The organism is Devosia sp. MDV22-iso42, from assembly GCF_058629155.1.
Window position 1 is genome coordinate 92358 of sequence record NZ_JBZVWR010000001.1, and the last position, 22205, is coordinate 114562.

The window sequence follows — 22205 nt, forward strand, 5'->3', positions numbered from 1 at the left end:
ATAGCGATGACCATGAACCCCAGACCTCTCGGCGCCCACCTCGAAAACGGCCAGACCCACTTCAACGTCTGGGCGCAGGGTCGGCAACGCGTCGACCTGGACATCGAGGGCAGGGGCCTCCTGCCGATGCAGAAGCTGGGCGACGGCTATTTTACGACGACGCTTGCGGATCTTGGCGAGGGCGCCCGCTACGGCTTTCATATCGACGGCGGACCGCGCCTGCCTGATCTGGCGTCCCGTCGCCAGTCCGGCGATGGCGGAGACTGGTCCGTGGTCACCGCCAACGCCTTCGCCTGGACCGATCAGGCCTGGCGCGGGCTCAGCCGTTTCGACCAGGTGATCTACCAGCTCCATATCGGCACCTTCACCGTCCCCGGCACCTGGCTTGCAGCGATCGAGCGGCTCGATCATCTGCTCAGCCTTGGCGTCACCGCCATCCAGCTCATGCCGGTGGGCAGTTTCAAGGGGCGGTTCGGCTGGGGCTATGACACCATCCTGCCCTATGCTCCCTTTGCTCCCTATGGCGCGCCCGACGACATGCGCGCCTTCATCGATGCCGCCCATGCCCGCGGCATCGGCGTCCTGCACGACGTCGTCTACAACCATGTCGGCCTGGGCGATCACTATCGCGCCTATAGCGAGCACTATTTCACCAGCCGCTACGCCAATGAGTGGGGCCCCGGTTTCAATTTCGATGGCCCCCATGCCGCACCCGTGCGGGATTTCATCACCCGCAACGCCGCCTACTGGATCGAGCAGTTCCATCTCGACGGCCTGCGCCTCGACGCCACCCAGGCCCTGCATGACGATACCGACGAGCACATCATCGCCGCCATCGCCCGCGCCGCCCGGGCGGCAGGGGAAGCGGCCGGCCGCTCGGTCTATCTCATTGCCGAAAACCAACCGCAGGATCGTCGCCTGATCACGCCTATCGCCGAAGGTGGCTTTGGGCTCGATGCCCTGGCCAGCGATGATTTCCAGCATGCCGCCCGGGTCGCCATCACCGGTCACAACGACTTCTACTACCGCGACTATGCCGGCACGCCGCAGGAACTGGTCTCGGCGCTCAAATATGGCTTCCTCTACCAGGGTCAGCGCTCCGACATGCGCGACCAGCCCTATGGCACCTTCAATCTCGATACCGGCCCCGAGCGGATCGTCCATTTCCTCGAAAACCACGACCAGATTGCCAATTCCGCCCGCGGCTTTCGCCTCGCGACGCTCGCCACGCCGGCGCGTATCCGCGCCATGACGGCGCTGCTGCTGCTGGGGCCCCAGACGCCCTGCCTGTTCCAGGGCCAGGAATTCGGCGCCGACAATCCCTTTCTCTATTTTCTCGGGCTGGACGGCGACGAGGCCGCCTCCGTTGCCAAGGGGCGGCGCGACGGCCTGACCCATTTCCCCAGCGTCGCCGACCCGGTCATGCAGCAACGCCTGCCGGCGCCCGATGCCAATGAAACCTTTGCCACCAGCAAGCTCGACTGGACCCAGGCCGACCGTCACGCCCCCCTGTTGGCTTTGCATCGCGATCTGCTGGCGCTGCGGCAGTCTGAAACCGTGTTCTCGTCCACGGGTAGGGGCCGCATCGATGGAGCGGTCATCGGCGATGCCGCCCTGCTGCTGCGCTTCTTCGCCGACGATCCTGCCGACGAACGCCTGCTGCTGCTCAATCTCGGCCGCGATCTGCCGCTCGGCGTCATCGCCGAGCCGCTCTTCGCCCCGCCCGCCGGCCGCAAATGGGGTCTGGTCTGGTCCAGCGAGCATCCGGACTATGATGGTGCGGGCCGCCGGCCCTTCGACACCGACCATTTCTGGATCCTGCCCGCCGACACCACGCTCCTGCTCGGCAGCCAGCCCAGGTCGTAAACCGACGCCGTCCAGCTGGATCGCTTCACCCTTCACCTGACGCGAGGCCTTGCGCCTTCCTCCCCCTTGTGGGGAGGGACGGAGGGTGGGGGGCGTAGCAATGACCACTGAGGCCCCCAACCCGACCCTCCTTACGAGCCCGCACCTGCCGCGACGCGACCCGGATGGGGAGGGGCGACAGAGCCTGGGCAGCTTACGCGTGAAGCGAGTTAGGGCGGTGTGGGCCCACTCGCCAGCCGTGCCGACAGCAGCTTGATCGAGCGCATCCGCGTATTGCTGTCGCTGGGCGACATGGCGATGGCGTCGGGATAATCCAGCACCAGCTCCAGGCTGTCGGGATGGGCGGCAACGACGTCGCCGGGAATGACCAGATCGACCGCCAGCGGCACCCCTGCCAGCACTGTCACCGTCTGCAACGCTGTACCATTGACGCTGATCGCCACCCGCTGTGACGGATAGCCCTCACGCTCGACTGCCACCAGTTCCAGCGCCAGCGTCAGCGGCCCGCTCCTGTCCGGCGCCAGGGCGAAGCGCAGCCGCGAGGTCTGCCCCACCGCATGGGTGCCGTCGCCGGCCGGGCCGGTCCAGCCACACACCCGCAGCGGCTTGGCCTGCTCGTTGCCTTCGCTCAGGAACGACACCGTGCTGCCCAGCACATAATCCCCCGATACCGGCTGGTTGAGGCAGGTCGTGCTCTTGTCGATGTAATAGGCGCGGTAGTCCGGCGGCACCTGCGGATGCAGCATCCACCAGACGACGATAAGCTCGAAGGCAATGGCCAGCGCGACCACGCCATAGGCGGCAAGGCGGAGCGGCTTGTTGGTCAGGGCGGTCTCAGACAAGGGTCAGCACTCCGGTAAGCCAGCCGACCGCGCCGAAATAGCCGCCGACCACGATGACGGCCAGGGCCAGATAGGCGATCCAGGACCGGTGGGCGAGCAGGCTCATCGCCGTCACGCTCACCGGCGCCAGCCCGACCACAAAGCGCAGCATGGAGGCGAGGCCGGCAAAGAGCGGCAGGCCCAGGCAGATCAGGCAGAACAGCGCTGCGGCAAACTGCCGGCGCACCGCCATCACGATCACCATGGCCATGCCGACCAGCCAGGCCACGGATAGTTGCTGGGCGACGCTGGGCATCCAGCTGTCCTGGCGAAAGCTGGTCAACCCGTTCCACAGATAGCCCAGTGGATTGCCGGTGGCGCGGCCCCAGGCGCGCTGCACATGGCTGAAGGCCAGCGCGTCGCCGATCTGCCAGTGCAGATAGGCCATATAGGCAAACAGTCCCAGCGGCGCGATGAAGATGGCTACCAGCACGTCCGGCCGCTGCAACACCGCCGGCACGAAGTCGACAAGCTTGCCGCCGCGCTCGCGGTGGTCGAGCCAGGCCTGCAGCACGATGGCCAGCACGATGAACACGCCCACGATACGCGAGCCCGACAGCAGCGCCGCGAACAGGCCCGCTGCCAGATAGTGCCGGCGCTGCAGCGCCGCAAACACGCAGGCGGTCAGCAGCATGAAGGCCGCTTCGCTGTAGAAGGTGGTGAAATAGACCGAAAACGGTCCCGCCAGCAGGAAGGCGCTGAACAGCATATAGGCCCGTATGTCCTTGCCCAGCAGCGGCCAGGCCACGCGCACGGCAGCAATGGTGAGCACCAGCGAGGTGGTCGACGCCACCACCATGGTGGGCAGGCCGGTCAGGGTGCGCAGGGCACCCACCAGCAGCGGAAACAGCGGAAAGAATGCCCAGTTGCCGGCATTGACCATGCTGGGCACCGGAAATGGATCATAGCCCTCTTCGGCAATCCGCACATACCAGCCGCAGTCCCAGCGGCACATGCCGCTGACAAATCCGGCCATAGATGCGCCATCAACGGTCTGCACATAGGCCAGGTACCGGATCAACAATCCCAATAGCGCGAAGCCGATTGGGATGAGCAGAAGTACCAGATGACGGCCCGGTTTTTGCTGCCGCTGTGCGGGTTGAAGCGACGTCATCATTAGCTTTCTCGGGGCCGTCTCATCGGGCTGGTGCAGTAACACGCCCGCCGTCCCGCCGTTGCGGGTCAAACCATGCACTGGACGCATAGGACACATGCATCAACTTTTTCACTATAGAGACGTTGGAAGCCCTACCGAAGCACCGCCGCCGCGTTATGGTGGTCACAGACTTGCAGGTACCAGGTGAAGCGCCCCCCCCATTCCTCCCATAGCCGCCGCACTGTCCTCAAGGGCATCGGCGCTTCGCTGCTGCTCTTGTCGACCACGGCCATGACACAGCCTCTCATGGCGCAGGATCAGGGCAGCTTTGCCTTTGATTTCGACAGCTTCAGCGCGCGCATGCAGACTCAGGCCGGCACGCCCTATGCGCCGGTCAGCGTGGTCATTCCCGATCCCCTGCACGATCTCGACTATGATGCCTATCGCCGCATCCAGTATCGCCCTGAGGCCAGCAAATGGGCCGCCGATGATCTGGGCTATCGGCTGCAGGCCTTCCATCTCGGCTGGCTGTTCAACGATCCCGTCAAGGTGTTCGAGATCGAGGCAGGCATGGCCCGGCCGGTCGACTTTAGCCCACGCGATTTTCAGTATCATGACAACGCGGTGGAGGCGGGCGCGCTGGCCAATCCCTTCCCCGGCGTGGCCGGTCTGCGCATCAATTATCCGCTCAATCGCCCGGGCGCCTTTGACGAACTGGTAACCTTTCTCGGCGCCAGCTATTTCCGCTCGCTCGGCCGCGACAACATCTATGGCCTCAGCGCCCGTGGTCTCGTCATCAATTCCTGGGTCAGCCTTCCCGAGGAATTCCCCAGCTTTACCGAATTCTATGTCGAAAAGCCCCAAGCCGGCGGGTCGCTCACCATCTATGCCGCGCTCGACAGCCAGAGCGTGACCGGCGCCTACCGCTTCGTCATCACCCCGGCCAGCGACGCGGCGCAGGAAACCGTCATGGACGTGACGGCGCGGCTCTATTTCCGCAGCGACGTCCAGGAACTGGGCGTGGCGCCGCTGACCTCGATGTTCCTCTACGCCGAAGCCAATCGCGGCGGCTTTGACGACTACCGCCCCCAGGTGCATGACAGCAATGGCCTGCTGGTGGAGCGCGAAAGCGGCGAGGTCATGTGGCGCGCCCTCAACAATGGCGAGACCCTGGGCAATTCCTATCTCTGGGAAAACAACCCGCGCGCCTTCGGCCTTTATCAGCGCGGCCGCGATTTTGAGACCTATCAGGATGCGGGCGCCCATTACGAACGCCGGCCTTCCCTGCGCGTCGAGCCGCTCGGCAATTGGGGGCAGGGCATGGTCCGCCTCATCGAGATGCCGGCCAAGATCGAGGCCGACGACAATATCGGCGCCTTCTGGGTCCCGGCCGAGCCCGTGCTGGCCGGCCAGAGCCGCGAATTTTCCTATCGCCTGATCTGGGGTGATCTCAATCCGGACGACAATGCCGAAACCGCCTATGTCATGGAGACACGGGCCGGTGCCGGCGGCGTGTCCGGCGTCTTGAACGAACACGATCTGCGCAAATTCGTTATTGATTTCAAGGGCGGCGAGATCGCCGGCTTTGACGAAGATACCCCGATCGATGTGCTCACCACCGTCAGCGGCGGCGTGGTGCGCGACACGGTCCTGTTCCGGGTCGAGGCCAATGGCGCCTGGCGTCTGGTGATGGATGTCGAGGTCAATGACGGCGCCGCACTGGAACTCAAGGCCTATCTGGTCGGTTTGGGAAAGACGCTCACGGAAACCTGGCTCTACCAGTGGAGGCCTGCCGCATGAAGTATACCGCAGAATTCACTTTCGCCAACGCCCTCCCGGACGCGCCTCTCGACATGCCCAAGCAGCAGTTGCAGTACCGGCGTTCGCTGATCCGTACCCTGCGCGACACCTTCATGGCCTTCACCGGCCGGTGATTGAGACCAGATCCCAGTGATGCGCAGGTCAGTATTGTTTCGATGGTTGGCACTGCTGACCACCTTGGCGCTTAGCCTGGGTGGCAGCTACCTGTTCCTGCGCTTTTCCGGCGAGGGCAGCATCAGCCTGCTCGATATTGTGCGCACGCTGCTGGTCGCCTTCAGCGGCTTCTGGCTGGTCTGGGGCAGTGCGGCGGCGGTGATGGGCGTGTTCGCCACACATCGCCGCGCCGCTGAAACCGGCCCGCCGGCCACCGGCACCACGGTGATCCTGGTCCCCATCTATAACGAAGATGCCATGGTCACCTTTGCGCGCATCGCGGCGATGAATCGCAGCCTGATCGCCGAAGGCGTCGCCGACCGCTTCCACTTCGCCATTCTCTCGGACTCCCAGGCCATGGAAAGCGTGGCGCAGGAGGCGGTGTGGTTCGAGCGACTGCTGCAGGAGCCTGAGGCCGCCGGCCGCATCTTTTACCGGCGGCGCGAGCGCAATGTCGGCCGCAAGGCGGGCAATGTCGAGGATTTCATCACCCGCTCCGGCGCGGCCTATGACTATGCGCTGATCCTGGACGCCGACAGCCTGATGGAAGGCACCACCATTGCCACCATGGCGCGGCGCATGGAGCGCGATCCGGACTTGGGCCTGCTCCAGACCGTCCCCCATATCATCAATGCCCGCACCCTGTTTGGCCGCTCCATCCAGTTTGCCGCCGCCTACCTCTCACCCACCTTCGCGCGCGGTGCCGCGCTCATGCAGGGCGATGAGGGCCCCTATTGGGGGCACAATGCCATTGTGCGCGTCCGCGCCTTTGCCGCCAGCTGCGGCCTGCCCGAACTGTCCGGCACGCCGCCCTTCGGCGGGCATATCCTCAGCCATGACTATGTCGAGGCGGCCCTGCTGTCGCGCGCCGGCTGGAAGGTACAGGTCGATCCCGGCATGCCGGGCTCCTATGAAGAGGGCCCCGAGAACATCATCGAATATGCCAAGCGTGATCGCCGCTGGTGCCAGGGCAACCTGCAGCACGGCCGCCTGCTGGCCGCGCCGGGCCTCAAATGGTGGAGCCGGTTCACCTTCATCCGCGGCATGATGGCCTATCTGGCCTCTCCGCTGTGGCTGGTCCTGCTGGCCACCAGCATCGTGGCCGCCGTCGTTCCCGACTGGCCCAGGGTCTCTGCCGGCCTTGGCCCGGCGCCGGTCCCGGTCTGGATGCTCGGCGTTGCTGTCGCCGCCACGCTCGTCCTGCCCAAGGTGCTGATCCTGCTGCGCGGCATGTTCGATGGCCACAATCGCCGTTTTGGCGGCACCGTGGTCGCGCTGCTCTCGGTGCTGGGCGAAATCGTGCTGTCCACCCTGCTGGCCCCCACCATGCTGCTGCTGCAGAGCCGAGCCGTCGCCCAGGTGCTGCTTGGCCTTGACGGTGGCTGGCCGGCGACGCGCCGCGGGCAGAACTACGTTCCCCTGGTCGACGCCTTCCGGGCCAGCTGGTGGATCGTCGCGCTGGCCGCCCTGGCCCTGGGCGGCACCATGGCATTGGCGCCCGCCGCCGTCATCTGGCTGGCGCCGGCCACGCTGCCCGCTCTGGTGGCGCCCCTGCTGATTTCCGCCACCTCCCATCCGACGCGCCGCGCGCTGCCGATCCTGTTCCGCACCGAGATCGAACTGGCGCCGTCGCCGGTTCTGGTCGCGCATCGCACCATTCTTGCCAATTGGACCTCCGGCGACATGACCCTGGAACATCAGGCTGTTCTCGCCTCCACGAGCATGTCCGGTCATGTCCCTGCCTAACCTCCGCACCGACCAGGCCGCCAGCCTGCTGGGCACCGGCGCCATGCGCGCCGTCCGGACGCGCCCCGTCGTCAATGACCGCATTGCCGTTCCGGCCGGCCGAGACCTCCGGCTCGACATGTTCCGCGGCATTGCCCTGGTGATGATCTTCATCAACCACGTCCCCGGCACGGTCTACGAGACGCTGACCAGCCGCAATTTCGGCTTTTCCGACGCCGCCGAGGCCTTTGTCTTCATGTCCGGCATGGCTGCCGGCCTGGCTTATTCCAACGGCTTCCGCAGTGGGCCGCTCTGGCTGGCCGTGGCCAGGGTCTGGGCCCGGGCGCGCCAGCTCTATTTCGTCCACATCACCATCACCATGCTGTGCCTGGCCATCTTTGCCGCTGCGGCCCTGTGGTTCAACCTGCCCGAGGTGATGCAGCGCAACAACGTCACCGCCATCTATGGCAAGCCGCTGGCCACCCTGATCGGCATTCCCCTGCTCGGTCACCAGCTCGGCTACCTCAATATCCTGCCGCTCTATACCGTGCTGCTGCTGGCCACGCCGCTGCTGCTCATTATCGGGCTTGTCCGACCCTGGCTGCTGCTGGCGCTGTCGATTGCCCTGTGGGTCGTGGCTGGCCAGCTCCGCTTCAATATTCCCAGCTTCCCCAATTCCGGCGGCTGGTTTTTCAACCCCTTCTCCTGGCAACTGCTCTTTGTCGTAGGCCTGCTCTCAGGCGCGGCCATGAAGGTCGGCAAGCGTTTCATCCCCTATCACCGCGTGCTGTTCGGCCTCGCTGCCGCCTTCCTCGTTCTGGTGCTGCTCTGGGTCAAGGTGCCGCCGTTGGGCGGTCTTGGCCGCGCCGGCCTGACCTGGCTGTCCAGCATTGGCGCGCCCTTCTACATCACCTGGTTCGACAAGACCTTCCTGGCCCTGCCGCGCCTGCTGCATGCTTTGGCGCTGTTTTATGTGTTCGGCCACCTGCCGGTCATGCGCACCCTTGCCAGTTCAGTCTTTGCCGCGCCCTTCCGGCTGCTCGGCCGCCAGGGCCTGGCGGTCTTTGCCACCGGCACGGTCATCAGCATGTTCCTGCAGGTGGTCAAGACGCCGCGCCAGCCCGATCCCCTGTTTGACGGGTTGATCCTGGGCGCCGGCCTTCTGGCGCTACTCGCCCTCGCCTGGATGCTCGACCGCACTGCACAACTCAAAATCTCCGCCCGGACCGGCGCGGATGTCGCCCTTAGGAAATGACCATGGACAGCCTGATCAAGACGTCTTCCGACCAGCTTGCCACCCGCCGTGGCCGCAGCCCCGAACTGGCCGTCATCGTGCCCACCTTCAACGAGCGCGCCAATGTGGCCGCCGTTGTCGAGCGGATCGCCGTGGCGCTGGACGGCATCGATTGGGAACTGGTCTTTGTCGACGACAACAGCCCCGATGGCACGGCCGATGCCGCCTGGGACCTGGCCCGCCAGCATGACAATGTCCGCTGCATCAAGCGGCTGGGCCGGCGCGGCCTGTCCTCGGCCTGCGCCGAAGGCATTCTCTCCACCAATGCCCCCTTCGTGGCGGTGATGGATGGCGATCTGCAGCACGACGAATCCATCCTGCCCGCCATGCTGGCCAAGGTCCGGGCCGGTGCCGATATCGCCGTCGGGTCCCGCTATAGCGGCGAGGGCTCCTCGGGGCAGGGCCTGTCGCCTATCCGCCAGTGGGGCAGCAATCTGGCGACCCGCCTCTCCACCCTGGTGGCCGGCCAGGAACTGGCCGATCCGATGAGCGGCTTCTTCATGGTGCGCCGCGATCTCTTCGTCGATGTCGCGCCCCAGCTCTCCGACGAAGGCTTCAAGATCCTGCTCGATCTGGTGGTCACCGCCGCCCGCAAGGGCACCCCGCCCGCCATTGCCCAGGTGCCCTATGTCTTCCGCCAGCGCCAGGCCGGCGAAAGCAAGATGAGCCCCCTGGTGGTGCTGCAGTTCCTTGGCCTGTTCCTGTCCAAGCTCACCGGCGGCCTGCTGCCCACCAGTTTCCTGCTGTTTGCCCTGGTTGGCTTCAGCGGTGTGGCGGTGCATTTATCCGTGCTCTGGCTCTTCACCAGCGTCGTGCCCGAGACCTTCATCGTCGCCCAGATCCTGGCCACCATCACCGCCATGACCTGGAACTTCTTCCTCAACAACTCGCTGACCTATGCCGACCGCAAGCTGCACGGCCTCAAGCTGTGGACCGGTCTCTTAGGCTTTTACGTCGTTTGTTCCATGGGCGGCGTGGCCAATATCTCCATTGCCTCGATGATCTACGAAGCCCGCCCCGCGCCCCTGATCGCCGGCCTGGCCGGTGCACTGATGAGCTCTGTATTCAACTACGCCGTCACCCGCATCTTCACCTGGAAATAGGCTGACGCCGCCACTGCGGCCACCCTGCTTGAAGTCGCCGCGATCGGGCCTTGTGTCGGTGCCGGTCGCGGCTTCACAATGGCCCCGTGCATGGAGTCGGCCCGCTGGCCGGTTCCGCACGGGGTCAATCCGTCCAGGGAAAGTGCAGCGCCGTGAACCAGATCGATCTTGCCGGCCAGGTTGCCGTGGTCACCGGCGGCGCCCAGGGCCTCGGCTTTGCCATTGCCAGGCGGCTTATTGAGAGCGGTGCCCAGGTCAGCCTCTGGGATTCCAATGCCGATGTGCTGTCGCAGGCCACCGTGGCGCTCGGCGCCGCTGCCTCCTCCATGGTTGTCGATATCACCGACTATCCCGGCCTGATTGGCGCCCATGCCGCCGTGGAGCGCGATATCGGCCCGGTCTCCATTCTGGTCAACTCCGCCGGGATTGCCGGCTCCAATGCCAGCGTGGAGGATTACGATCCCGACGAGTGGCGCCGCGTGGTGGAGGTCAATCTCAACGGCACCTTCTACGTCAACAAGGTGGTCATCACCGCGATGAAGGCACGCAATTACGGCCGCATCGTCAATATCGCCTCGGTCGCCGGCAAGGAGGGCAATCCCAACCTCTCGGCCTATTCGGCCGCCAAGGCCGGCGTCATCGGCCTCACCAAGTCGCTGGGCAAGGAACTGGCCCGCTTCGATATCGCCGTCAATGCCATCACCCCGGCCACGGCCAAGACCCGCATCCTTGACACACTCACCCCCGAATTCATCGACTACATGCTGGTGCGCATTCCACGCGGCCGCTTCCTCGAGGTCGACGAGGCTGCCGCCATGGTCGCCTGGCTGGTCAGCCGCGACAACAGCTTCACCACCGCCAGCGTCTTTGATCTCTCGGGCGGCCGCACCACCTATTGAGGCGTCCGGCAGCATCTGCGCCGTTTCGGTAACGCTCACCTAACCACTGCCTTTAACGACTGTCTCAACCTTATGGCGCACACTGGGCGCTTCATGAGGCGTGGTGGAACAGCGTCTGGAATGCGTTGCGACCGGCGAGTGGAACCACATGGTCACCGATAGTGCATTGCTGCTGCACCTGCAGACCGAAGTCCTTGAAGCGGTGGCCCGCGGCGAGCCGCTCATCGCCATTGCCGATCTGCTGTGTCGCCGGGCCGAATCCCTGGCGCCGGAAACCCATTGCACCCTGCTGGCGGTCGATGCGCAGGGCTTGGTCCATCCGCTCGCCGCGCCCAGCCTGCCATCGACCTTTTCCGCTGCCGTCGATGGGGCCGCCATCGGGCCCAAGGCTGGCTCCTGCGGCACCGCGGCCTGGCGCAACGAGCCGGTACTGGTCACCGATATCGCCACCGATCCCCTCTGGGATGACTACCGTGCCCTGGTGCAGCCTTTGGGCCTGCGCGCCTGCTGGTCGAGCCCCATCCGCGACAGGGATGGCCTGGTGGTGGCCACCTTTGCCTTTTATTATCGCACCAGTCGCGGTCCTTCGGTCATGGAACGCGACATCGTCCAGACCTGCCTGCACTTGTGCACCCTGGCGCTCGACCACGAGCAGGGTCGCCAGCGCAACCATCGCCTGGCCTATTTCGATGCCCTGACGGGCCTGGCCAATCGCGGCAACTTCATCCACATGCTGGCTCATGCGGCCGCGGCCGGGGTGCCTTTCGGCCTGCTGCTCATCGATATCGATCACCTCAAGGTGGTCAATGACACGGTCGGCCACGTCTTCGGCGATCTGATGATCCGCACCATCGCTGAACGCATTGCCGGCGCCCATCCCGATCTGGTGGCCTGCCGCCTGGGCGGCGACGAATTTGCCGTCCTGGTGCCCGGCTGCGGCACGCCCACCTGCCTGGCCGACGCCGCCCATCTGGTCATCAGCGCCGTGCGCGGCCTGATCGAGGCGGACGGCCAGACCATCGATCCCCATGTAACGCTCGGCGGCGCCCTCTACGGCCCCGACGGGACCGATGGCGACGCCCTGCGCCAGAACGCCGATTTCGCCCTCTATCACGCCAAGGAAACCCGCCGCGGCGGCTATGTCCGCTTCACGCCCGACCTGCGCACCTCCATGCTCGAACGCGCCCGCATGGTGCGCGATGTCGACCTCGCCCTCGGCCAGGGGCGCATCCTGGTGCACTATCAGCCCGTGGTGCGGCTCGACACCGCCGAGATCATCGGCCTTGAGGCGCTCGCCCGCATGCGCATGCCCGATGGCCGCATTGCCAGCGCCGGTGAGTTCCACGCCGCCTTTGCCGATCCGCGCATTGCCTGGCAGCTGACTGGCCAGGTCCTGCGCCAGGTCGCCGGCGACATTCGCTACTGGCTCGACCTGGGCATCGATGTCCAGCATGTCGGCATCAACGTCACCTCCGGTGATTTCCTGCGCGGCGACCTCGAACAGCGCATCGTCGAGACCTTCGGCCGGGTCGATGTGCCGCTCCATCACATCGCGCTGGAGGTCAATGAGGCCGTCTTCATGGGGGGCAGCGATCAGGTGCCGGTAACGGTGCGGGCCCTGCGCGCCCGCGGCGTGCTGGTGGCGCTCGACGATTTCGGCACCGGCTTTGCCTCGCTGACCCATCTGCTCAGCCTGCCCGTCGATGTCATCAAGATCGACAAGTCTTTCGTCGATCGCCTCGGCAGTGATGCCGCCAGCGCCGCCATTGTCGGCTGCATCATCGAGCTGGCGCGCAAGCTCAGCATGACCGTGGTGGCCGAGGGCATCGAATTGTCCACCCAGGCCAATGCCTTGGCCGAGCTCGGCTGCAAGCTGGGGCAGGGCTTCCTGTTCTCCCGGCCCTGTTCCACCGAAGACACCACCCATTTGCTGTCCGTGTTCGCCCAACAGCGCGACAAGGTCGATCTGCGCGACAAGCCCGGGCAGCCCAACAAGCGCTCCGCCTGATCCTGCAGGGCCGTCCGCGACAGGACGGTGACAGGGAGCGGGGTCTATGGTCCTCCCACGAACGCAACGACGTTCCGGATTCTTTGGGAGGACTTATGAACAAGCTGCTCTTGGCTGCGCTGCTCACCGGCGCACTCGCGACTTCGGTTTTCGCCGCCGATTACACCATCATGGCGCCCGCCGCGCCCGGCGGCGGCTGGGACCAGACCGCCCGCTCCATGCAGGAGGCCCTGCAGGCCGAGGCTATCTCCGGCAATGTGCAGGTCACCAACGTGCCTGGTGCTGGCGGCACCATTGGCCTGGCCCAGTTCGTCAACCAGTCGGCCGGCAATCCCGATGCTCTCATCGTCGGTGGCTATGTCATGGTCGGCGCCATTCTCACCAATGCCTCGCCGGTCACCCTTGACCAGGTCACCCCGATCGCCCGCCTCACCGGCGAAGCCGTGGTCATCGTGGTCCCCGCAGCTTCCGAGCTGCAGACCCTCGATGACCTGATTGCCATGCTCAAGGCGGATGCCGGTTCGGTATCCTGGGCTGGCGGCTCTGCTGGCGGCGCCGATCACATCACGGCGGGCCTGATTGCCAAGACCGTCGGTGTCGACCCCACCACCATCAACTACATCGCCTATTCTGGCGGTGGCGAAGCCCTCGCTGCCCTGCTCGGTGGCCAGGTGACCGTCGGCATTTCGGGCTATTCGGAATTCTCCGGCCAGATCGCTGCCGGTGAACTGCGCCTGCTGGCCGTGTCCAGCGATACCCGCATCCCCGGTGTCGATGCCCCGACCCTGCAGGAAGCCGGCGTCGACATGGCGCTGCAGAACTGGCGCATGGTCGCCGCTGCCCCCGGCATCACCGACGAGCAGAAGGCCGCCATCACCGCCGACATCGAGAAGATGGTGAATTCGGCGACCTGGAAGGCCACGCTCGAAACCAAGGGCTGGGTCAATACCTACCTGGCCGGCGACGCATTCACCGCCCAGCTGGCCGCCGATACCGAAGCCACGGCCGCCATCCTGAAAGACATCGGGCTGGTCCAGTGACCTCTGGCGAACCCAACCTCTCGCGCCGCCCCGATGGGGCGGCGCTTTTCATCGCCGCCATTCTGGCCGCCATCGCCATCGTCATCATCTGGCAGACCAGCCAGATGCGCGTGCCGCCCATCCAGGCCCGGGTCGGACCCACGGTTTTCCCCTATATCATCGCCGCCGGGCTGCTGCTGCTGTCGGTCGGCACGGTGTTCTCGGCGCTGCGCGGTGGCTTTCCGCCCCGCGAGGCCGATAATTACCAGCCCATCATGTGGATTGTCGGCGGCCTCGTGGCCCAGATGCTGCTGATGTCGACCGCCGGCTTTTCCATCGCCACCGGTGTGTTGTTCGCCTTTACGGCCAAGGCCTTCGGGCGCGGGCCGCTCTGGCAGACCATTCCCATCGGTGCGGTGTTTGCCTTCCTCGTCTGGTTCGCCTTTGCCAAGGGCCTGCAGCTCTCGCTGCCCGCCGGTCCGCTCGAACGCCTCATTCCCTGATCGGAAGCTGCCGCCATGGATACTTTCGGACTTCTCGCCCAGGGCCTGCTGACCGCTTTGCAGTGGCAGAACCTGCTCTATGCCCTGGTCGGCGTCACCCTCGGCACTGCCGTTGGCGTGCTCCCCGGCATCGGCCCGGCGCTCACCGTGGCGCTGCTCCTGCCCGTCACCTACAAGCTTGATCCGGCCGGCTCGCTCATCATGTTTGCCGGCATCTATTATGGCGGCATGTATGGTGGCTCCACCACCTCCATCCTGCTCAACACACCCGGTGAAAGCGCCTCCATCGTCACCGCGCTCGAGGGCAACAAGATGGCCCGCAAGGGCCGCGGCGGCCCCGCTCTGGCCACCGCCGCCATCGGCTCCTTCGTCGCCGGCCTCATCGCCACCCTGGCCTTGGCCTTTGTCGCACCCTGGGTGGTCAAGTTCGCGCTGTCCTTCGGCCCGGCCGAGTATTTCGCGCTGATGGTGCTGGCCTTCGTCACCGTTTCCGCCGCCTTTGGCGACTCTGCCCTGCGCGGCCTGACGGCATTGTTCATCGGCCTGGGCCTGGGCATTATCGGCATTGACCTGCAGACCGGCCAGACCCGCATGGCCTTCGGCATTCCCGATCTGCTCGACGGTATCGAGGTCACCACCCTGGCTGTCGCCCTCTTTGCCATTGGCGAGACCCTCAAGATGGCCGCCGATCGCCACCTCGCCAAGGAGGAGGTCATTTCGGTCAAGGGCTCGGTCTGGATGACCAAGGAAGACTGGAAGCGCTCCTGGATTCCGTGGCTGCGCGGCACCGCCATCGGCTTTCCCATCGGCGCCATGCCCGCCGGCGGCGCCGATGTGGCGAGCTTTCTGTCCTATAGCGCCGAAAAGACCTTCGCCAAGCGGCCCGAGGAATTCGGCAATGGCGCCATCGAAGGCGTGGCCGGCCCCGAAGCCGCCAACAATGCCTCCGCCGCCGGCACGCTGGTGCCCTTGCTGACCCTGGGCCTGCCCACCACGGCGACGGCGGCAATCATGCTGGCCGGCTTCCAGCAGTTCGGCCTGCAGCCCGGCCCGCTCCTGTTCGTCAACAATGCCGGCCTGGTCTGGGCGCTGATCGCCAGCCTGCTCGTCGCCAATCTGATGCTGATCGTGCTCAACCTGCCGCTGATCGGTCTGTGGGTGAAGCTGCTGACCATTCCCCGGCCATGGCTCTATGGCGGCATCCTGGTCTTTGCGACGCTCGGCACGCTGGGCGCCAATGGCGCCGTGTCGGGCAACCTCCTCGGCATCCGCTTTTCCTTCGAACTGCTGTTGCTGCTCGCTTTCGGCATCCTGGGCTATCTGCTGCGCCGCTTCGGCTATCCCATTGCCCCGGTGGTCGTCGGCCTGATTCTGGGGCCCATGGCCGAGCAGCAATTGCGCCGGGCCCTGGCCATCTCTCAGGGTGACTTCAGCACCCTTGTGCACTCGCCCATCGCCATCGTGCTCTATACGCTGGCCGCCACTGCCGTGCTGGTCCCGCTCTGGTTCCGCCTGCGCGGACAGGGTGGCGTTCTCGGCCAGCTGGCCAGCGACGAAGACTAGTCTGGCCGGACCAGACAGACAAAAGCCCGGGCACCCTATCAAGGGTACCCGGGCTTTCTTTTGTCGGATGGCGGGCTCGGCGCCGGACGCCTCGGAGGAGACGCGTCCCGCTGCCGGGAGACTTAGAGCCTGCCGATCGACCGGAAAGCGTCGGCATCGATACCGAGGGACTTCAGGTGCCGGGCCTTGGGAGCACGGCCGGCCTCGACGGCGTTGGAGACGGCAGCAGCGCTGCCAAACACTTCAACGAAGGTGCCAAGGGTCGCAAAGAATGACTTGCGGGGGGTGCTCATTTGTCCGGTTCCTCAAAAGACCCAACCGAATTGCCGGGTCGCTTTCATGACTAGACAGATGGGCCCATGCGGCCCGCTATACTAGGGCCTAAATGGCACCTCAGCCATGCGCTGGCTGCAATATGGTCCCGTCCGGCCATCGAAAGTGGTTGTCAATGCATGATTTATGCCGTTTTCGCCTTGTTCATGCATTTGGTGCATGCCTGCCCGGCCCGCTTCGCCCTGCTGCGGTCTAGCGGCCGGGCGACACGATCTCGTTCCAGGTATCCAGGAACCGCTTCCGCCGCTGCTGGTCGAGCGATACCATCAGCGAGGGTCCCAGCGCGATCGGCTGGATCACCCCGCGCCCCTGCGCGGCGATGGTCTCGCTGGTCCATTCTCCCCGTGTGCCGCTGACCACGGCACCGAGCGCTGTCTGCCCCGCGGCAATGGCCTGCCCGGCCGGCGACAGCGCGAAATCGACAAAGTCCTTGCCCAGTTCGGGAAAGGGCGCATCGCGCGGGATCAGCATGGCGCGCGTCAGCACCAGCACATAGTCGTCCGGCACCACGATCTCTATATTGGCGCCACCCGCCTTGCGACCGAACGCATAGGAGCCCAGCACGTTGAATCCCAGCGCCAGCGACCCGTCGGCCACGCCATTGAGGATGGCTGGGCTCGAGCCGCTGAACTGCGCCTCCACCCGGCCAAAGGCCGCCGCCAGCCGCCAGAAATTGGACGAGATCACCTGGTCCTGCGCCGCCAGCAGATAGCCCACCCCGCTCAGCGCGATGTCATAGGTGGCGATCTGCCCGCGAAAGCGCTCGCTCTGGCTCTCCAGCATTTCGGCCAGCCGCAGATGCGTGCGCGGCACCTCTTCGGCCGCGATCAGGTCGGGATTGTAGATGATCACCGCCGGCTCGAAGGTGAAGCCGAACACCTCGTTGCGCCAGTGCGCCCAGTCGGGCAGGGCGCCCAGAAACGGGGTTTCATAGGCCATGGCATGGCCGTCATTGGCCAGCTTGATCATCAGGTCGGCCGCCGAACTGATCAGCAGGTCCGGCTTTGGGTCCATCGTGCCGGCCAGATAGCGCTCATAGAGCGGCAGCGAGTCGGTCTCCTCATAGACCACCGTCACATCGCCATGCAGGCCCTGGAAGCCAGCGATGAACTGGGCGAAGAGCGGCGTGTCGGTCACCCCCACAATGGTCAGCACGCTGTCGCTGCTGCCATCGCGCGCCGGATAGGTCGTGGCGGCCGCCTGTGCCTCGTGCGGCTGCGCCAGCATCAGGCAGACCACCAGTGCCGACAGGCTCCCCAGCGCCTTGCGCATCTGCTCTGCCTTGGGATTGCGGCCAACGGTCGGCAGGTCGATTTCCACCACCAGCCCGCCGCCGGGCCGGTCGAGCAGGCGCAACGCGCCGCGATGGGCTTCAACCACGCGCTTGACGATGGAAAGCCCCAGCCCCGATCCCGCCGTGCTGCCGCTCGCCGTTCCGCGCTTGAATCGTTCCAGCACGCTCCCCTTTTCGCCATCGGCAATGCCGGGGCCGCGGTCGCGCACCGCCAGTGTCATCATCCCCTGCTTCACCCTGCCATCCACCTCCACCACGCCATCCGAATAGACCAGGGCATTGTCCACCACATTGCGCACCATTTCGCGCAGCGCCACCCGGTCGCCGCGGATGGCGGCCTCGGCAGCCACCGGGTCCATCGCCACCACCAGCCGCCGCGCCTGGTCCGGGTCCAGCCGCTGCCGCACCTCCTCGACCACCGCGCCCAAAGCCGTGGCGTCGCTTTCCTGGTTTTCCAGCCGATGGGTAATGGTGGCTTCCATCAGCAACTGGCTCACCAGCTGGCTGGCCTGCACCGCGCCCTGATGGATGCGGCTCACCCTTCGGCGCAGCGCCTCGGGGTCCTGCTCGTCCATCGCCACCTCCGCCTGCGCCCGCAGCGAGGCCAGCGGCGTGCGCACCTCATGCGCCGCCTCGGCCACCAGCCCCGTCACCCGCTCCATGGCGCTGCCCAGCCGGCTCATGAAGGCATTGAGCCCGCTCACCAGCTGGCTCACCTCAACCGGCACCGGCAGGTCTACCGGCGACAGGTCATCGGGCGCCCGCCCGCGCAGTTCCTGCTCCAGCTGATCGAGCGGCGCAAACATCCGCCCGATGCCGAACCAGACGAGACCGATGGCCAATAGCGTCAGCGCCACCACCGGCACGATGGCATTGCCCAGGATTTCCGCCGCCAGCGCCTCGCGCTCGCTCTGGGTTTCCGCCACATGGATGGTCACCCAGTCCGCGTCGCCGCCCGACGAAGTCAGCCGCCCGACGCTGGCCACCCGCACCAGCTCGCCGCGATACATCGTATCGGTAAAGACCGGCCCGGCCGCAGTCAGCTCCGGCAGCTCGGCCGACAGGTCGGCATAGCCGGTCACCGCCGCGCCGCCCGGCGTCTCGACCGCGTAAAATACCCGGTCGCGCCCGGAAAACATGCCGAACGAGGCAAAGGGCAGCTCGACGATCACCGTGTCGCCCTCCACCTGCACCGCCCCCGCAATGGTCAGCGCCGAGGCCGCCAGCAGCCGGTCGAAGGCCCGGTCGGCCGAGCGCTCGGCATAGTCGCGGATGAACACGATCAACACCACCGCCGCCGCCAGCAGCAGCACCAGGGCCAGCGCCAGGATGCGCCGGCGGATGGAAAAGGACTTACCGACCGGCATCGGTGCCTCCGCCATCGCGATGGGCACCCTGCCCGCAAGGGGGCAGGTGCTGCGCGGTGGTCGTGGTTAGAGACCGTTTCGAAATTCGCTGTGGCGAGTCAAATGTCGGTGTTTTCGAGAACCGGAGCGCAGCGTACATGTGTACGTGAGCACCGGAAGCGGAGAAAACGCCGACAGTTGGCCGGCGCAGTAGAGTTTCCAAGCGGTCTCTAGCCATGCGGCGCCCGCACCACATAACCCACGCCGCGCACCGTGCCGATCTCGATATTGGCCGGCTCGAGCTTCTTGCGCAGCCGCGAAATATGCAGCTCGAGCGCATTGACCGATACCGCCTCGTCGAAATTGAACAGCTGGTTCATCAGCCGCTCCTTGGGCACCACCTTGCCGGCATGGGTGACGAGGATTTCCAGCAGCCTGAACTCCCGCCGCCCCAGCTCCAGCGAGCGCCCTGCGACGCTGGCATTGAGCCCGGCCAGGTCCATTTCCAGGTTCCCCACCGCCAGCGTGCTGGTGGTCTGCCCCCCGGTGCGCCGGATCAGCGCCCTTAAGCGCGCCTCCAGCTCGCGCAGGTCGAACGGCTTGACCAGGTAGTCGTCCGCGCCAAGATCGAGCAGGCTCACCTTGTCGTCGATTTCCGATCGGGCGGTAATGACCAGGATCGGCGCGGCAAATTTGCGCCGGCGCAATTCGGCGATCAGGCTGATGCCGTCGCGATTGGGCAGCATCAGGTCGAGCGCCACCGCGTCGAAGTCGTCGCCCTCGGCGGTGGGCACGACGTCATTGCCGTCGCGCACCCATTCTACCGAATGGCCGGCGCTGCGCAGGCGCTTCTCGATCGCCTCGCCCAGGTCTTCATTGTCTTCAACAAGCAGAATACGCATGGCGGCCGGCTCTCCCCGGCCGCACATTAGTTACATGCAGACGTTCTGTCTAAAGCAGAGTTGTCATCATCGTCGCGGCAACCGCCACGATGCCGGCCGCCGCCAGGCTCGCCGCCACCAGCATGATCTGTGCGTGATGCACATAGCCTGCCTGTCGCGCCTGCAGCCGCGTGTGGCTCATTCCGTCTCGCGCATGCTCAATGTCCAGTTGTGCCATCGCAATCGTCCCTCTGCCTTCCGATCCGTCATGGATCGGCGTGCTCGTGGGTCGCCGCTTTGCGCTCTTCTCACCCCGTTTGCAGAGGGTAATCCCGCTTCCGTCGGCGACGAATGCGATCCTCTTAACGGGGTTAATTTACATAAAAGGGCACACAGTTTGATCTTGTATGGAAGATGATTGATTCCGGCCGCGGATCATGGCAGAAAACGCCATGACCCATCTGCACCCAGACCGCCTGCTGCCCGCATCCGAGCCCGCCCAGTCCATCGCGCGCGACCTCTATGCCGGTGTCAAAGACCTGCCGCTGATCAGCCCGCATGGGCATACCGATCCGTCCTGGTTCGCCAACAACCAGCGCTTTGCCGATCCGGCGAGCCTCTTCCTCACGCCCGACCACTATGTCCTGCGCATGCTGCGCAGCCGCGGCCTGAGCTATGACGACCTCGGCGTCCCCCGCAAGGATGGCAGGCCGGTCGCCCAGGGCCGCGATGCCTGGCGCCTCTTTGCCGCCAACTATTACCTTTTCGCCGGCACCCCCTCCAAGACCTGGGTCGATCACGCGCTGCACGGCACGTTCGGCATCGAGGAAGAGCTCTCTGCTGCCACCGCCGACGCCATCTATGATCGCATCGACGCCGCTTTGGCCACGCCGGCTTTGCTGCCCCGCGCCGTGCTCGACAGCGCCAAGGTGGAAGTCATCGCCACGACGGAATTCGCCCTCGATACACTGCCGCATCACCAGAAGATGGCAGCTGATGGCTATATCGGCCGCGTCCGCACCACCTATCGCCCCGATGACGTCACCGATCCGAGCCGTCCCGCCATCGTCGAAAACCTGCTGAGATTCGGCGAACTGGCCGACGAGGATGTGTCCTCCTGGGCCGGGCTGATCAATGCCCATCGCAACCGCCGCGCTTATTTCCGCCAATATGGCGCCGTCGCCACCGACCATGGCGTGCCCAGCGCCAATACCGCCGACCTGCCGCTGGTGGAAAAGCAGGCTCTGCTCGACCGGGTTCTCGCCAACCGCCACACGCCCGAAGACGCCGAGCTGTTCCGCGCCCAGATGCTGACCGAAATGGCCCTGCTGGCGGTCGAAGACGGCATGGTCATGCAGATCCATGCCGGTTCGCGCCGCAATACCGATCCGCTGCTGCTGGCCGAACGCGGCACCGATCTGGGCGCCGACATTCCGGGCACCACCGATTACGTCAATGGTATGCGGGCTTTGCTGTCGCGCTGCGGCAACGAGCCCAATCTGCGCCTCATCATGTTCGTGCTCGACGAGACCACCTATGCCCGCGAACTGGCGCCCATGGCCGGCTACTGGCCCAGCCTGATGATAGGGCCGCCCTGGTGGTTTCATGACAGCCCGCAGGGCATTCGCCGCTATCTCGATCAGGTGGTGGAGACGGCCGGCTTCTACAATCTTGCCGGCTTCAACGACGACACGCGGGCTTTGCTCTCCATCCCCGCCCGCCACGACGTCTGGCGCCGCGAAGTCTGTGGTTTCCTCGGCCGCTGGGTCGGTGAAAATCGCCTGACCCTGTCCACCGCGCGCGACCTCGCCAGCCACCTCAGCTACCAGGCCGCCAAGGACGCCTATCGCATCAAGTAGACTGTCGCTGCAGCCCCGCCGGTCAGTTGTGGGGGCAGGGCGTCCCCTACGGCCAGTCGCGCCTGCGATGATAGTCGTCTCCCTCCCCCTTGTGGGGAGGGATCAAGGGTGGGGGCCTTTTCAGGGGGGGAGCGACGTTAGTCCGTCCCCGGCATCCTGCTCTGCCTGCCGCCCCTACCGCGATTTCACCAGCACCACGATCATCAGGATCAGCCCGCTCAGCAGCAGCACGGCCAGTCCGCCCAGGCCATTGCCCAGCTGGCGCAGCAGGCCCGGCCCGCCCGGCATGGTGCTGCTGATCCTGCTGCTGTCGCGCCCGTCATCCGGGTCACTGAACTCATGGTTCGTCATGGAAGGCCCTCCCCAGGTCCTGCCTCTGCAAGCCCTCATCATGCGCCCGCGCCTGCTTAACAAGCCTTTCGGGTGACGTTGCCCCCTGCGCCTAATCCAGTTTGAAGTAGGCTCTGGCCCCATCAGAAGGACCAGAGATGAAGCGAACCAGGTTCACCGAAGAGCAGATCATTGCGATATTGAAAGAGCAGGAGGCAGGCGTTCCAGTTG

General features: G+C 65.6%; 19 protein-coding genes. 12 read left to right on the forward strand and 7 right to left on the reverse strand.

The window, feature by feature from the left end:
- The first annotated feature begins 12 nt into the window (after window positions 1-12).
- Window positions 13-1866 carry an alpha-amylase family glycosyl hydrolase gene (locus tag AC4NN3_RS00465; RefSeq protein ID WP_491925176.1) on the forward strand — a complete coding sequence of 618 codons (1854 nt, stop codon included), beginning with the start codon at window positions 13-15 and terminating at the stop codon, window positions 1864-1866.
- Window positions 1867-2075: 209 nt separating this feature from the next.
- Here AC4NN3_RS00465 and AC4NN3_RS00470 read toward each other — a convergent pair whose 3' ends face one another.
- Window positions 2076-2708: a hypothetical protein gene (locus AC4NN3_RS00470; RefSeq protein ID WP_491925177.1), complete on the reverse strand. Its 633-nt coding sequence runs from the start codon at window positions 2706-2708 to the stop codon at window positions 2076-2078.
- Complete coding sequence (locus AC4NN3_RS00475; RefSeq protein WP_491925178.1) at window positions 2701-3723, reverse strand: hypothetical protein; 1023 nt, start codon at window positions 3721-3723, stop codon at window positions 2701-2703. The genes AC4NN3_RS00470 and AC4NN3_RS00475 overlap by 8 nt, the downstream gene beginning before the upstream one ends.
- A 324-nt stretch (window positions 3724-4047) precedes the next feature.
- Between AC4NN3_RS00475 and AC4NN3_RS00480 the strand changes: the two genes are divergently transcribed.
- The 10 genes from AC4NN3_RS00480 (at window position 4048) to AC4NN3_RS00525 (ending at window position 15931) form a co-directional block, all read left to right on the forward strand.
- Window positions 4048-5643 (forward strand): OpgD/OpgG family glucan biosynthesis protein, encoded by a 1596-nt coding sequence (locus AC4NN3_RS00480; RefSeq protein WP_491925179.1) that lies wholly within the window; start codon window positions 4048-4050, stop codon window positions 5641-5643.
- Window positions 5640-5777, forward strand: coding sequence for a hypothetical protein (locus AC4NN3_RS00485; RefSeq protein ID WP_491925180.1), 138 nt, complete (start codon window positions 5640-5642; stop codon window positions 5775-5777). Before AC4NN3_RS00480 ends, AC4NN3_RS00485 begins: the two co-directional genes overlap by 4 nt.
- Window positions 5778-5811: 34 nt before the next feature.
- Window positions 5812-7563, forward strand: coding sequence for a glucans biosynthesis glucosyltransferase MdoH (mdoH, locus tag AC4NN3_RS00490; protein WP_491925181.1), 1752 nt, complete (start codon window positions 5812-5814; stop codon window positions 7561-7563).
- Window positions 7550-8797: an OpgC family protein gene (locus tag AC4NN3_RS00495; RefSeq protein WP_491925182.1), complete on the forward strand. Its 1248-nt coding sequence runs from the start codon at window positions 7550-7552 to the stop codon at window positions 8795-8797. Before mdoH ends, AC4NN3_RS00495 begins: the two co-directional genes overlap by 14 nt.
- Before the next feature lie 2 nt (window positions 8798-8799).
- On the forward strand, window positions 8800-9939 hold the full coding sequence (locus AC4NN3_RS00500) for a glycosyltransferase family 2 protein (RefSeq protein WP_491925183.1): 1140 nt from the start codon (window positions 8800-8802) through the stop codon (window positions 9937-9939).
- Between the two features lie 152 nt (window positions 9940-10091).
- Window positions 10092-10838, forward strand: a complete 747-nt coding sequence (locus tag AC4NN3_RS00505) for an SDR family NAD(P)-dependent oxidoreductase (RefSeq protein WP_491925184.1) — start codon at window positions 10092-10094, stop codon at window positions 10836-10838.
- A gap of 103 nt (window positions 10839-10941) precedes the next feature.
- Window positions 10942-12846, forward strand: coding sequence for a putative bifunctional diguanylate cyclase/phosphodiesterase (locus tag AC4NN3_RS00510; protein WP_491925185.1), 1905 nt, complete (start codon window positions 10942-10944; stop codon window positions 12844-12846).
- A gap of 95 nt (window positions 12847-12941) precedes the next feature.
- On the forward strand, window positions 12942-13886 hold the full coding sequence (locus tag AC4NN3_RS00515) for a Bug family tripartite tricarboxylate transporter substrate binding protein (protein WP_491925186.1): 945 nt from the start codon (window positions 12942-12944) through the stop codon (window positions 13884-13886).
- Window positions 13883-14368 carry a tripartite tricarboxylate transporter TctB family protein gene (locus tag AC4NN3_RS00520; RefSeq protein WP_491925187.1) on the forward strand — a complete coding sequence of 162 codons (486 nt, stop codon included), beginning with the start codon at window positions 13883-13885 and terminating at the stop codon, window positions 14366-14368. Before AC4NN3_RS00515 ends, AC4NN3_RS00520 begins: the two co-directional genes overlap by 4 nt.
- A 15-nt stretch (window positions 14369-14383) precedes the next feature.
- A complete protein-coding gene (locus tag AC4NN3_RS00525) occupies window positions 14384-15931 on the forward strand; it encodes a tripartite tricarboxylate transporter permease (protein WP_491925188.1) in 1548 nt (515 codons plus the stop codon).
- Window positions 15932-16053: 122 nt separating this feature from the next.
- On the opposite strand, the gene AC4NN3_RS00530 is transcribed toward AC4NN3_RS00525, so the two are convergent.
- The 4 genes from AC4NN3_RS00530 to AC4NN3_RS00545 form a co-directional block, all read right to left on the reverse strand.
- Window positions 16054-16224 carry a hypothetical protein gene (locus AC4NN3_RS00530; protein WP_491925189.1) on the reverse strand — a complete coding sequence of 57 codons (171 nt, stop codon included), beginning with the start codon at window positions 16222-16224 and terminating at the stop codon, window positions 16054-16056.
- Window positions 16225-16456: 232 nt separating this feature from the next.
- Window positions 16457-18925 carry a sensor histidine kinase gene (locus AC4NN3_RS00535; protein WP_491925190.1) on the reverse strand — a complete coding sequence of 823 codons (2469 nt, stop codon included), beginning with the start codon at window positions 18923-18925 and terminating at the stop codon, window positions 16457-16459.
- A gap of 209 nt (window positions 18926-19134) precedes the next feature.
- Window positions 19135-19806 (reverse strand): response regulator transcription factor, encoded by a 672-nt coding sequence (locus tag AC4NN3_RS00540; protein WP_491925191.1) that lies wholly within the window; start codon window positions 19804-19806, stop codon window positions 19135-19137.
- Window positions 19807-19855: 49 nt separating this feature from the next.
- Window positions 19856-19987: a hypothetical protein gene (locus AC4NN3_RS00545; protein ID WP_491925192.1), complete on the reverse strand. Its 132-nt coding sequence runs from the start codon at window positions 19985-19987 to the stop codon at window positions 19856-19858.
- Window positions 19988-20237: 250 nt separating this feature from the next.
- Between AC4NN3_RS00545 and uxaC the strand changes: the two genes are divergently transcribed.
- Window positions 20238-21644: a glucuronate isomerase gene (gene uxaC / locus AC4NN3_RS00550; RefSeq protein WP_491925193.1), complete on the forward strand. Its 1407-nt coding sequence runs from the start codon at window positions 20238-20240 to the stop codon at window positions 21642-21644.
- A gap of 174 nt (window positions 21645-21818) precedes the next feature.
- Here uxaC and AC4NN3_RS00555 read toward each other — a convergent pair whose 3' ends face one another.
- Entirely contained in the window at window positions 21819-21995 is a 177-nt protein-coding gene (locus AC4NN3_RS00555; RefSeq protein WP_491925194.1) for a hypothetical protein, read from the reverse strand.
- Between the last annotated feature and the right edge of the window lie 210 nt (window positions 21996-22205).

Bases quoted from the DNA above. Each gene is read 5' to 3' on its own strand.
- AC4NN3_RS00465 (WP_491925176.1), top strand. From the start codon at position 13: ATGAACCCCAGACCTCTCGGCGCCCACCTCGAAAACGGCCAGACCCAC.
- AC4NN3_RS00475 (WP_491925178.1), bottom strand. From the start codon at position 3,723: ATGGCCGGATTTGTCAGCGGCATGTGCCGCTGGGACTGCGGCTGGTAT.
- AC4NN3_RS00485 (WP_491925180.1), top strand. From the start codon at position 5,640: ATGAAGTATACCGCAGAATTCACTTTCGCCAACGCCCTCCCGGACGCG.
- AC4NN3_RS00495 (WP_491925182.1), top strand. From the start codon at position 7,550: ATGTCCCTGCCTAACCTCCGCACCGACCAGGCCGCCAGCCTGCTGGGC.
- AC4NN3_RS00500 (WP_491925183.1), top strand. From the start codon at position 8,800: ATGGACAGCCTGATCAAGACGTCTTCCGACCAGCTTGCCACCCGCCGT.
- AC4NN3_RS00515 (WP_491925186.1), top strand. From the start codon at position 12,942: ATGAACAAGCTGCTCTTGGCTGCGCTGCTCACCGGCGCACTCGCGACT.
- AC4NN3_RS00525 (WP_491925188.1), top strand. From the start codon at position 14,384: ATGGATACTTTCGGACTTCTCGCCCAGGGCCTGCTGACCGCTTTGCAG.
- AC4NN3_RS00530 (WP_491925189.1), bottom strand. From the start codon at position 16,224: ATGAGCACCCCCCGCAAGTCATTCTTTGCGACCCTTGGCACCTTCGTT.
- AC4NN3_RS00535 (WP_491925190.1), bottom strand. From the start codon at position 18,925: ATGCCGGTCGGTAAGTCCTTTTCCATCCGCCGGCGCATCCTGGCGCTG.
- AC4NN3_RS00540 (WP_491925191.1), bottom strand. From the start codon at position 19,806: ATGCGTATTCTGCTTGTTGAAGACAATGAAGACCTGGGCGAGGCGATC.
- AC4NN3_RS00545 (WP_491925192.1), bottom strand. From the start codon at position 19,987: ATGAGCCACACGCGGCTGCAGGCGCGACAGGCAGGCTATGTGCATCAC.
- uxaC (WP_491925193.1), top strand. From the start codon at position 20,238: ATGACCCATCTGCACCCAGACCGCCTGCTGCCCGCATCCGAGCCCGCC.
- AC4NN3_RS00555 (WP_491925194.1), bottom strand. From the start codon at position 21,995: ATGACGAACCATGAGTTCAGTGACCCGGATGACGGGCGCGACAGCAGC.